This is a genomic window from Arthrobacter sp. ISL-85 (assembly GCF_018613675.1).
In the GTDB taxonomy this organism is placed as follows: Bacteria; Actinomycetota; Actinomycetes; order Actinomycetales; family Micrococcaceae; genus Arthrobacter.
Window position 1 is genome coordinate 160366 of the sequence record NZ_JAGGPQ010000020.1, and the last position, 11528, is coordinate 171893.

Sequence of the window (11528 nt, forward strand, 5' to 3'; positions counted from 1 at the left end):
GCGGGCAATCAGTTCAGTTGGAAGACGGCCTTTGGGCTGGCCCGCGAACCCAGCTTGGCCGTGAAGATGTAGTACGCCCCGCCGCCGCCGGGGGCTACAGCCACGGCTTTGCAGCCATCGGCGCTGCGGTTGCGGCTCCACGGGAAGTTGGCGGTTTCGCTGGCGCCGGGCGCGATCACCTTCACCAGGTCCTCGCTCGATGCCTGGCAGTCCTTCGAGGAGAAGATCCGGTCAGAGCCGCTGGTCACCAGGAACTCCATCTGCGAGGTTCCGATGTTGACTTCACAGGGGACAGTGCCGCCGTTGGTCACCTTCAGGGTGAGCAGCGGGTTTTCCCCCGGGCCGTAAGCGGGCTTGTCCGTGGCGGCCGAGACGGTTACCAGGTTCTGGTTGCAGGTGGGCGTCGCCGGGGCACTGGGCGACGGCGTGGCGGAGGGAGTTGCGGAGGCAGAAGCGGTGGTGGCAGGAGAGGGGGAGGCAGCCGGGCCCGTGGACGGGGTTCCAGCGGAAGTGGCCTGGCTGGATGAAGCCTGCTGCGACCCGCCGCGGAAGGCAGCGGCCAACGCGAAGCCGCTGACCACGAGCGCGATGACCAGCAGGAGCGCGCCACCAACAACCAGCCGGCGCCGGCGGTACACGGCGGCACTTGGTTTCCGGACGCTGCTGGAACCGGATGCCGTGCCGCGTGCTGGTGAATCGCCTTGCCTGCCCATCCTCCTAGGCTAGGGAACGCCGCCGTTTCTGCGCTGCCACCACGCCGCCGCGCCGGCATCGCTCTGGTCACAACCGGTTTGCGGCCCGCCGGAACCCATCCATTACAGTGTTGGCATCGACACTCAAACCTCCCCCGCAACGGACACACCAGCAGGCACCGCAAACCTGGAGCTGCTCCACCACAGGATCAACGGCTGGTTCGCCGGTATTGCCCGCGACCTGCCCTGGCGCGATCCCGGCTGCTCCCCCTGGGGCGTCCTGGTCAGCGAGGTCATGCTGCAGCAAACCCCGGTGGTCCGGGTCCTTCCCGTCTGGCATGAGTGGCTCAAGCGCTGGCCCACCCCCGCCGGGCTGGCCGGGGAACCGGCAGGGGAAGCTGTCCGTTCGTGGGGCAGGCTGGGCTACCCCCGCCGGGCGCTCCGACTGCACGCCGCAGCCACGGCGATCGTGCAGGACCACCGCGGCGAGGTCCCGGACACCTATGCCGAGCTGCTGGCCCTTCCCGGGGTGGGCAGCTACACCGCCGCCGCAGTGGCAGCGTTCGCGTATGGCCGCCGGGAAACGGTGGTGGACACCAACATCCGCAGGGTGCACGCCCGGCTGGTCTCCGGCGTCGCGCTTCCCGCCCCGGCGCTGACCGAGGCGGAAATGCGGCTGGCAGCTGCCCTGTTGCCGGACCACGACGAAACTTCCGTGCGCTGGAATGCTGCAGTCATGGAGCTTGGGGCTCTAGTGTGCACCGCCCGGGCGCCCAAGTGCGCCGCCTGCCCGGTGAGGGATTCCTGTGCGTGGCTGGCGGCGGGCGAGCCCCCGCCGTCGTACGTTCCCAAGGGACAGTCGTGGCACGGCACCGACCGCCAAGTCCGTGGAGCCGTGCTGGCCGTGCTCCGGCTGGCGGAAGCGCCCGTACCGCCGGACATGTTCCAGCGTGAACCCGCGGACCTTGGCTTTGCCCCGGAAGGAATCGGCGTGCCGCTGGCCGCACTTCACCGCCTCAACTCCGCCCCCGAACAGCTGGGACGGGCACTGGCCGGGCTGCTGGCGGACGGGCTGGCAGAAATGCACGACGGCGGCTACCGGCTTCCAGCCTGACCCACCGGCCGCGCGGGCCGGGGATGGCATACTTCTTGGGGACTGGAACCGGGGGAAGCCATGAAGACCATTCTGTACATCGTATGGGTGCTGTTCGTTGCCGGTGCGGTATTTTCGCTGCTCTACGCGGGGCGCAGGACAAAGCGGCAGGAACAGCTGATGGCGTCCTGGCCCAAGGTGCAGGCAACCGTCACCGGCAGCGCTACCGGCTGGACCAGCGGCGTGGGCGGCTCCAGCCGGAACCTCCGCTACTTCCCCGCCTATCAGTTCACGGACCCGCAGGGCACCCTCTTCATGGGCAAGTCCGAAGTCTCCGGGGTGCAGCAGCCCGTGCCGGGTTCGCTGATCGAGGTAGCCTACAACCCGGTGAACCCCAATGAGTCGTTTCAGGTGTCCTCGGAGCCGCGACGGGGCATGGGCTGTCTGATCGCGTTTTTCGCCGTCTTTGCAGTGGCGTCGTTCTGGTTCATCGGCATTTTCCCAACGGGCTGACTATCCCGCTGGGGCGGTAGCCTGAAGACATGCGGAAGCCCGGGCTGCTCCTGGCATTGATGATGACGACGGCGTCGCTCATCTCTGCCTGCGGGCCGGCCGGCAGTGCCTGTCCCGCCATTGCCCAGGCCACCGCCGTCGCCGTGACGGTCACCGCCGGCTACTCGCCACGGGTGGCGGCCCTGCACCTCCGGGCCTGCCAGGACGGCACCTGCACGGAAGCCGACGTAATACTGCGCCCGGGCAGCCCCTCCATCGGTCAGGGATGCTCCGTTGAGGGCGCCTGTTCGGCCACTGCCTCGCCCGATGGCACCAAAGTGGGGACGCTGATGTTGCCCGCCCTTACGGAATCACCCATGACCGTCACCGCTTCGGGCACGGCTCCGGATGGATCCGCCCTGCCAGCACGGTCAGCGGCGTTCCACCCAGCCGTGGGTTATCCGTTCGGGGAGCAGTGCGGGAAGGTCCTGTCGGCAGCTGTCATTCTGGACGACACCGGGCTGAACCAAAAGCCCGGCGCCGGGACAGCGTCAAGGGAAACCCCGGGCTAGAACAGGGCGGGCTGGGTGAAGATATCGCCTTCGGCAGTTCCGGGCAACGGGCCGCCGCTGACCGGTTCGGCACTCCAGTTGAAGCCAAGTTCGGCGAGCAGTTCCTCCACGGAAATTTGGCCGTCAAGCACTTCGATTTCCTGGGAGTCTTCTGCAAGCGGCCGTTCCATGGCACCGAGCTTATTCGCAGGAAGCGGGATGGGGCTTAGGGCTCGCCGAAGCCGGCCTCCACCAGGCCGCCAACGTACTCCACCGCCCGTTCAGCGTCCTTGCCCCACGCTTCCACATGCAGCACAGTACCTTTGCCTGCGCCCAGGGTCATCAGCCCCGTCATTGACGCGCCGTCCACCCCGTTGATAGTCACCTCCGCGTCAAGGGAGGCAAGGCCCCCTGCCACTTTCGCGGCGGGCCGGGCATGCATGCCGGCCTGGTTCACCAACTCAAAGTCGGCCGTGAAGTCCGGTGCGGCACTGCTAACGGACCCTGGCTCCAATTCCGAGCCTGCCGGCTCGGGCTGGCCGGCCCCGCCCCGCGCGCCTTCAGCCGCCTTACGAACCGCTTCCACGTCGGCTCCGCCTTGTGCCGCAACGGCGGCGGCCACCAGGCCTTCTACCAGGGGTGCGTCCGCGAGCAGGACCCCGGCAGGACTTTCCAGGAACTCAAGTGCGGATTCGGCGGTCATCACGGCTGATCCCAGGTCCGTGAGGACCACCGTGCCTTCCGCTCCGGCCCCGGCTGCCCGGCCCGGGGCCTGTCCACTTGCCTGTCCGCTCGCCTGCTCGATGGCGGCGAGGACCTTCTCCAGGCTGGTGCCGATCCTGCCGTCGTCGGTGCCCCCGGCCGGCAGGATCACCACATCGGGTGCCATCTGCGCGGCAAGCTCCACCGCGCCCTCGGCAATCTTTTCGCTATGGGACACCACCACGATGCTTACGGTCACGCAGCAGCCCCAACGGCGGCACGCAGGATCAGCGCGCTGGACACTGCTCCGGGATCCCGGTGGCCGGCACTGCGTTCACCGAGGTAGCTGGCGCGGCCCTTCCTGGCCACCATCGGATCTGTGGACACCGCCCCTGCCTCGGCAGCCTCAGCGGCAGCCACCAGGACACCCAGGACGTCCGTACTGCCGCCATCGGCTGCCGCGCGGGCAGCATCAACTGCCGGCGTCCACGCATCCACCATGGTCTTGTCCCCTGGCTCCGCCTTGCCGCGCGCCACAATCCCGTCCCGGGCCGCCGCCAAGGCGGCGGCCCACGCGGCAGGATCGATCTCGGCGGAATCACCCAGCGCGGTAGCGGCGCGAAGGAACGCCGTCCCGTAAAGGGGCCCGGCAGCGCCGCCCACCTTGGACATCAGGGTCATGGCGGTCATCTTCAGCGCCGCCCCGGGCGTCTCGGGCGTGGATTCGCCGAGCTTGGCAAGGACCGCCTGGAAGCCGCGGTCCATGTTCTCGCCGTGGTCCGAGTCCCCGATTGCGCGGTCGAGTTCGATGAGTTCAACGCGGTGTTCAGCCATGGCCTGCGCGCACAAGGTCAGCCACTTTACGGCCCAGTTGGCGTCCAGCACCACGGCTACATGCCCCAGCGCAGCGCGGGGGTGTGCACGGGGGCGTCCCAGAGTTCCGTAAGCTCCTCGTCGAGCCGGAGCACCGAGATCGAGCAGCCCTGCATCTCCAGCGCGGTGATGTAGTTGCCCACCAGCGAACGTTCCACCGTGGCACCTGCGTCCGCCAGCACCTGCACCGCGCGGCGGTACACGATGTAGAGCTCACTCAGCGGAGTGCCGCCCATGCCGTTGACGAACAGCAGCACCTTGTCCCCGGAACTGACCTTCAAATCGGCAAGGACGGGTTCCAGAAGCCGGTTGGTGATGTTGTCCGCGTTTTCCATGGGAATGCGGTGCCTGCCTGGTTCGCCATGGATGCCGATGCCAATCTCGATTTCATCGTCCGCAAGGTCGAAGCTCGGCTGGCCCGCATGCGGCACGGTGCAGGCGGACAGTGCCACCCCCATGGTCCGGACGTTGGCGTTGACCCGTTCGCCGATGGCGGCCACGGCGTCGAGGCCGTCCCCGCGCTCGGCGGCGGCGCCGGCGATCTTCTCCACGAGCACTGTTCCGCCTACCCCGCGTCGGCCTGCGGTGTAAAGCGAGTCCTCAACGGCAACGTCGTCGTTGACCAGCACGGTACGGACGCTCACTCCCTCCGCCTCGGCCAGTTCGGCCGCCGTCTCAAAGTTCAGCACGTCGCCCGTGTAGTTCTTGACGATATGGACGACGCCGGCACCTGAGTTGACTGCGAGGGTGGCGGGCAGGATCTGGTCCGGCGTAGGTGAGGTGAACACCGCCCCCGGCACGGCGGCGTCGAGCATTCCCCGCCCCACGTACCCTGCGTGCAGCGGCTCGTGCCCGCTGCCGCCGCCTGAGACGAGGCCCACCTTGCCGGCCACTGGCGCGTCCTTGCGGGTGACGTAGATGGGGTCTTCATTGATGGTGACGAGGTCTGCGTGTGCCAGGCCGAAGCCCTGCACCGATTCTGCGACGACGGATTTGGGATCGTTGATGAGTTTCTTCATGGCGGTGCTCCTGGCTGTGCTCCTGAAGGATGTGTTTCCGACCCTACTACCGGGATCGCAGCTGGCGGTAGGTTCCTCCGGCCCGGGTTTTTCGGCCCCTCCCTACGTCACGGGTCCAGGATGCAGCAAAGGGACAGCCCCCAATGACTGTCCCTTTGCTGAGGCCCCCCACATACCGGCCGCCAAAAGTTTATCCATCAATTCGAATAATGCCAAGAGGGGTCTGCCGTATTCTCGTCGGGGCTGCTTGCTGCTAGAGAGCGCGGATCATCCGGGTGTTGCCCAGGGTGTTCGGCTTGACCCGCGCCAGGTCCAGGAATTCAGCCACTCCTTCGTCGTGCGAGCGGAGGAGTTCTGAGTACACTTCGGGGTCCACCGCGGACTGGTCAGCCATGACTTCGAAGCCGTGGCGCTTGAAGAAGTCCACCTCGAAGGTAAGGCAGAAGACCCGCGACACTCCGAGCGCGCGTGCCCCATCCAGCAGGCTTTCCACCAGGACGTGGCCCACCCCCCTGCCGCGCCACTGCCCGGACGCCGCGAGGGTTCGGATCTCTGCCAGGTCCTCCCACATGACGTGCAGGGCGCCGCAGCCGATCATTTCACCGTCGCTGGACTCCGCGATACGGAACTCCTGGAGGCTCTCGTAGTACGCCACCGTCTCCTTCGCCATGAGGATGCGCTCCTCGGCCAGGGGCGCCACCAGCTTCTTGATGGCAGGGACGTCACTGGTGCGTGCTGGGCGGATGTGGAAGGAGTCGGTCACAGTGCAATCCTACGAGGGGAAGGGCTTTCGGCTCGGTGACTGCGACATTTACCGCGTGCTCGCTCGTTCCCCGCTTAGACGCACGCTACGTAAATGCCCCAGCCCCCTTCGCCTGTACTCTGCCCCTCTGCCCCATCGAGCGATGCCTTGTACCGGTTACCGGAAAAATTAAAGTCCCAATTCGGCTGGCAGTTCCGTCTCCTGGCCCAGAACGTTCTTCGCCAGGAACCACTCCACCACCTGGTACCAGACCTTGGCGTGCTGCGGCTGGAGGACCCAGTGGTTTTCGTCCGGGAAGTAGAGGAACCTGTGCGGGGTCTGCCCGTCCTGGTCCGCCGCCAGCCGGGACTTGGACAGCAACTCGTACCAAAGCCGCAGACCCTCGCCGATGGGCACCCTGTAGTCCTTGTCGCCGTGGATCACCAGCATGGGCGAACTGATCTTCTCGGCGTGCAGGTGGGGCGAATTCTCCAGCGCCATCTCTTCGGTCATTTCCTTCAGCCAGTACTGCGAGGCATCCGTGGTGGGTCCGAACTGGTCGAGTGCCCACAGGCTGGCATGGGTGACCACGGCCTTGAACCGGTCCGTGTTGCCGGCCACCCAGTTGGCCATGTACCCGCCGAAGGAGCCGCCCATGGCTGCTGTCCGCGTCCCATCAATGTCCGGCCGTTCCACGGCGGCGTCCGTGATTGCCATCAGATCGGTGAACGGCGCCTTGCCCCAGGCTCCCCAGCCGCGCTGGATATAGGCCTGGCCGTAACCCGTGGACAGTGCCGGGTCCGGGAGCAGCACCGCGTAGCCCTTTGCCGTCAGGAGCCACGGGTTCCACCGCCACGTCCACGCGTTCCAGGATCCCAGGGGACCACCGTGGATCCACAGCAGCAGCGGCACAGGGTTTTCCGGCGATGCGTCCTCGGGCAGGGCGAGGTAGGCAGGAACCCGGGAGCCGTCCGGGGCCGTGGCCGCTACCCGCTCCAACCGGCCCGGGCAGGACGGCCGTTCGGCAGGCGCGGGCAGGCGCGTGGTTTCCCCTGTGGCCAGGTCGATCCGGACGGCTTCGGCCGGGAATTCATAGGAGCTGCGCAGGGCATAGGCGTACCGGTCCTCAGGAGAAACAACGACGTCGGAGTAGGCTGCCGCGTCCTGCGTGACCCGGGTGACGCCCACCTCAGCGGCAGCTGCCGGAACGCTGACCCGAAAAACCGGCGACGCGCCGTCGTCGTCCGCGGTGACCAGGAGGGCCGAACCGTCCGGAAGCCACGCTGCCGGCTGGGGCCAGCGGTCCCAGTCGTGGGCCAGGGGCTGCAGGCCAGCGGCGTACTCCGCGGCCTCGCCGGAGACGTCCAGCAGGTGCATCTTGACCTCGGGAGCCCGCTGCGGAGTGGAGTCGCTTTCACTGACCACCACCAGGGTTTTGCCGTCCGGGCTGACCGGACCGGGGAAATAGCTCATTCCCTCCTGGTCCAGGAGCACCTTGAGGCTGCCCGATGCCACGTCCACTGCCACCAGGACGGAGCGGCTGTCCGCTTTGGCGAGGGGCTTGGCATAGCTGCTGTAAACGGTCTTTCCGTCCGGGCTGACCACAGTGGATGCCTCCCTGAGCCGCGGCCCGGCCTCGGGTGTCAGGTTGCGCAGGACCAGGGGAGCCGGGGCGTCAATGGTGCTCGGCTTCCCGGGCCCCTTTTCCTCTCCGGCTTCCACGGCAAAGACCCGCGGCTGGCCCGGCCCCAGGTCGGCGTCCCAGTACCGGACCGGATATTCGCTGTGCAGGATGGCCGAAACCTTCCTGTCCTTGCGGGACTTCCGACGTTCAGCGTCGTCAGCCTCGTCGGCCGATCCCGCCAGCACCTCAGCTGTCACGAACGCGGCATCAGTGTCCCTGGCCGTCATCACCTTGCTGATGCTTCCGGGCCGGCTCAGGACCACGCGGGCCTCCCCTCCGTCGGCCGGAAGCAGCCACAGCGCGTTGACCGGCTCGTCCTCCGGGCTGTCCGGATCAGGACGCGCGGACGTGAAGTACACGTCACCGTTGGCGGCGAAAGCGGCACCGGCCTCGCCCTTGGCGCTCCGGGTTATGCGCCGGGCGTGCCTCTGCCCGGCCGGGTCCAGCTCCCACAGCGCGGTGGCAAACTCGGTGCCCTTGCCGTTCAGGGTGCTGACCGTGGTGACCAGCCGGGAGCCGTCCAGGCTCAAGGCCAGGCCGCTTACCCGCGGGATGGACAGGTAGTGGTCGAGGTCGTGGAAAGGGGTCAGTGGTTGCTCGTCCGGGATCGCCGGATTCTGATAGGCCATGCTCCCGATTCAACACGTTTTGTGCCCCCGATCACAGGCCGCCACGCATCCCCCGCTGTACCGTGTGGTGCCTAACAAGCGAAAGCCCCGCCGCTCCTTGCGGAGTGGCGGGGCTTTGGCTGTGCGGCTGGTGCCTAGTGGCTCGGGGCGATTTCCGGGATGCGCGGCTTGGCGTTGCCGGCGAAGGTGAACTTCGCGTCGTCGCCTTCGCCTTCCACGTCCACCACGACGATGTCGCCGGGGTGGATCTCGCCGAACAGGATCTTCTCGGAGAGCTGGTCCTCGATCTCGCGCTGGATGGTGCGGCGCAACGGCCGGGCACCCATGGCGGGGTCGTAGCCGCGGGTTGCCAGGAGCACCTTGGCGGCCTTGGTGAGCTCGATGCCCATGTCCTTGTCCTTGAGGCGCTTTTCCAGGCGGGTCACGAACATGTCCACGATCTCGATGATCTCGTCCTGGGTGAGCTGCGGGAACACCACGACGTCGTCAACACGGTTCAGGAACTCGGGGCGGAAGTGCTGCTTGAGTTCCTCCGTGACGCGGGCACGCATGCGGTTGTAGCCGGTCTGCGTGTCGGTGCCGGACTGGAAACCCGTAGCGACGCTCTTGGAGATGTCCCGGGTACCCAGGTTGGTGGTCATGATGATCACGGTGTTCTTGAAGTCCACCACGCGGCCCTGGGAGTCGGTCAGGCGGCCGTCCTCCAGGATCTGCAGCAACGAGTTGAAGAGGTCCGCGTGGGCCTTTTCCACTTCGTCGAACAGCACCACGGAGAACGGACGGCGGCGGACCTTCTCGGTCAGCTGGCCACCCTCTTCGTAGCCCACGTAGCCCGGAGGGGCACCGAAGAGCCGCGAAACGGTGTGCTTCTCGGAGTACTCGGACATGTCCAGCGTGATCAGGGCGTCCTCTTCACCGAACAGGAACTCCGCCAGCGCCTTGGCCAGCTCGGTCTTGCCGACGCCGGTGGGGCCGGCGAAGATGAACGAGCCACCCGGACGCTTGGGATCTTTCAGTCCTGCACGGGTGCGGCGGATGGCCTGGGACAGGGACCTAATGGCCTCATCCTGGCCGACCACGCGCTTGTGCAGTTCGTCTTCCATCTTCAGCAGGCGCGAGGACTCTTCCTCGGTCAGCTTGAAGACGGGGATGCCTGTGGAGTTGGCCAGCACCTCGGCGATGAGATCCTCATCAACCTCGGAGACGTCATCCATGCCGCCGGACTTCCAGTGGCGTTCTTTCTCCGCGCGCTCGGAAATCATCTTCTGTTCCTTGTCGCGGAGCGAGGCCGCACCTTCGAAGTCCTGCGCGTCAATCGCAGATTCCTTCTCCATCTTCAGCTTGGCGATGCGCTCGTCCATGGCCTTGAGCTCCGGCGGAGCGGTCATGCGGCGGATGCGCAGTCGCGCGCCGGCCTCATCGATCAGGTCGATGGCCTTGTCCGGCAGGAAGCGGTCCGAGATGTAGCGCTCGGCGAGGCTGGCAGCGGAGGCCAGGGCACCGTCGGTGATGGTAACGCGGTGGTGCGCCTCGTAGCGGTCACGCAGGCCCTTGAGGATCTCGATGGCGTGTGCCACGGAAGGTTCCTTAACCTGGATGGGCTGGAAGCGGCGCTCGAGGGCGGCGTCCTTCTCGATGTGCTTGCGGTACTCATCCAGCGTGGTGGCACCGATGGTCTGCAGCTCGCCGCGGGCCAGCATGGGCTTCAGGATCGAGGCCGCATCAATGGCGCCTTCGGCGGCACCGGCACCCACCAGGGTGTGGATCTCGTCGATGAACAGGATGATGTCGCCACGGGTGCGGATCTCCTTGAGGACCTTCTTCAGGCGCTCTTCGAAGTCACCGCGGTAGCGGGAGCCTGCCACCAGGGAACCGAGGTCCAGGGTGTAGAGCTGCTTGTCCTTGATGGTCTCCGGGACGTCACCGCGCACGATCGCCTGGGCCAGGCCTTCGACGACGGCCGTCTTGCCGACGCCGGGCTCGCCGATGAGGACCGGGTTGTTCTTGGTGCGGCGGGAAAGAACCTGCATGACGCGTTCCATTTCCTGCTCGCGGCCAATGACCGGGTCCAGCTTGTTCTCGCGGGCAGCCTGGGTCAGGTTGCGGCCGAACTGGTCCAGGACCACGGACCCGGCAGGTGCGCCCTCAGGCTGTCCGCCGCCGACGCCTGCGCCGGTGGTTTCCTTGCCCTGGTAGCCGGAGAGGAGCTGGATGACCTGCTGGCGGACCCGGTTGAGGTCGGCGCCGAGCTTGACCAAAACCTGGGCGGCCACGCCTTCACCCTCGCGGATCAGGCCGAGCAGGATGTGCTCCGTGCCGATGTAGTTGTGGCCCAGCTGCAGGGCTTCGCGCAGCGAGAGCTCCAGCACCTTCTTGGCACGGGGGGTGAAGGGGATGTGGCCGGAGGGAGCCTGCTGGCCCTGTCCGATGATCTCCTGCACCTGCTCGCGAACGCCGTCGAGCGAAATGCTCAAGGACTCAAGAGCTTTGGCGGCAACGCCCTCACCCTCATGGATCAAACCCAAGAGGATGTGTTCGGTACCGATGTAATTGTGGTTCAGCATGCGTGCCTCTTCTTGGGCAAGCACAACTACGCGACGGGCACGGTCCGTAAATCGCTCAAACATTTCGCCACACTCCTAGCTACGACGTACTTTGATGCTACGTGGCCGCTCCTGAGTTGTGGAGCGTGTTCGCCACAGGGGAAACCTTGGGCCTTGCGGGAATAACCGCGGCGGGCAGTTGCGCCGCCGCAAAACGGGCCTTGCAGGTGGACCAGCCCAGGCCCGCTCCAGGGTAAGGGCCTGCGCAACCCAGCAAATACTGCCCGGAACCAAGCGGTTACGGGAACGTGCCAAATGGGCTCTTCACGGTTCGTGGTGAATGTTCTGCCGTGATGGGTGTTCATGCCGCTGTTCTGGCGGCACTGCGCAACAGAATACGCGTTTTGTAGTTGCGTGCGTTGGTGAATCCCCGGCCAGTCCTTTTGATGTGCTTGATCGCTGTGTTGTTGGCTTCCACTTTCGCGGTCGTCGCGCCGGTGACAATGAG

12 protein-coding genes are annotated in these 11528 nt (G+C 66.5%); 3 read left to right on the plus strand and 9 right to left on the minus strand.

Translation table 11 applies throughout. The features are described 5' to 3' along the window. Positions 1–8: 8 nt before the first annotated feature. Positions 9–713 (minus strand): hypothetical protein, encoded by a 705-nt coding sequence (locus J7I84_RS16395; protein ID WP_214945598.1) that lies wholly within the window; start codon positions 711–713, stop codon positions 9–11. A 274-nt stretch (positions 714–987) separates the two neighbouring features. Between J7I84_RS16395 and J7I84_RS16400 the strand changes: the two genes are divergently transcribed. Genes J7I84_RS16400 through J7I84_RS16410 form a run of 3 tightly spaced genes read left to right on the plus strand, consistent with a single transcriptional unit; the run spans position 988 to position 2849 of the window. Then, the gene (locus tag J7I84_RS16400) at positions 988–1806 is read left to right on the plus strand and encodes an A/G-specific adenine glycosylase (RefSeq protein ID WP_251046706.1); all 819 of its coding nucleotides are present in this window, start codon (positions 988–990) and stop codon (positions 1804–1806) included. 60 nt (positions 1807–1866) lie between these two features. Further along, positions 1867–2298, plus strand: a complete 432-nt coding sequence (locus tag J7I84_RS16405; protein WP_214945599.1) for a DUF3592 domain-containing protein — start codon at positions 1867–1869, stop codon at positions 2296–2298. A 29-nt stretch (positions 2299–2327) separates the two neighbouring features. After that, the gene (locus J7I84_RS16410; protein ID WP_214945600.1) at positions 2328–2849 is read left to right on the plus strand and encodes a hypothetical protein; all 522 of its coding nucleotides are present in this window, start codon (positions 2328–2330) and stop codon (positions 2847–2849) included. On the opposite strand, the gene J7I84_RS16415 is transcribed toward J7I84_RS16410, so the two are convergent. The 8 genes from J7I84_RS16415 to J7I84_RS16450 form a co-directional block, all read right to left on the minus strand. Then, positions 2846–3019 (minus strand): hypothetical protein, encoded by a 174-nt coding sequence (locus J7I84_RS16415; RefSeq protein ID WP_214945601.1) that lies wholly within the window; start codon positions 3017–3019, stop codon positions 2846–2848. The genes J7I84_RS16410 and J7I84_RS16415 overlap by 4 nt on opposite strands. 35 nt (positions 3020–3054) lie before the next feature. After that, positions 3055–3789, minus strand: coding sequence for a dihydroxyacetone kinase phosphoryl donor subunit DhaM (gene dhaM, locus J7I84_RS16420; RefSeq protein WP_214945602.1), 735 nt, complete (start codon positions 3787–3789; stop codon positions 3055–3057). Beyond that, complete coding sequence (gene dhaL / locus J7I84_RS16425; protein ID WP_214945603.1) at positions 3786–4418, minus strand: dihydroxyacetone kinase subunit DhaL; 633 nt, start codon at positions 4416–4418, stop codon at positions 3786–3788. The genes dhaM and dhaL overlap by 4 nt, the downstream gene beginning before the upstream one ends. Positions 4419–4420: 2 nt before the next feature. Further along, on the minus strand, positions 4421–5422 hold the full coding sequence (gene dhaK / locus J7I84_RS16430) for a dihydroxyacetone kinase subunit DhaK (protein ID WP_214945604.1): 1002 nt from the start codon (positions 5420–5422) through the stop codon (positions 4421–4423). 253 nt (positions 5423–5675) lie between these two features. Then, entirely contained in the window at positions 5676–6185 is a 510-nt protein-coding gene (locus J7I84_RS16435; RefSeq protein ID WP_214945605.1) for an amino-acid N-acetyltransferase, read from the minus strand. A gap of 168 nt (positions 6186–6353) precedes the next feature. Continuing rightward, complete coding sequence (locus J7I84_RS16440; protein WP_214945606.1) at positions 6354–8477, minus strand: prolyl oligopeptidase family serine peptidase; 2124 nt, start codon at positions 8475–8477, stop codon at positions 6354–6356. Between the two features lie 134 nt (positions 8478–8611). Beyond that, positions 8612–11104 carry an ATP-dependent Clp protease ATP-binding subunit gene (locus J7I84_RS16445; protein ID WP_214945607.1) on the minus strand — a complete coding sequence of 831 codons (2493 nt, stop codon included), beginning with the start codon at positions 11102–11104 and terminating at the stop codon, positions 8612–8614. 277 nt (positions 11105–11381) lie between these two features. Further along, on the minus strand, positions 11382–11528 hold a 147-nt coding region (locus tag J7I84_RS16450), incomplete at its 5' end, for a transposase (protein WP_214945624.1).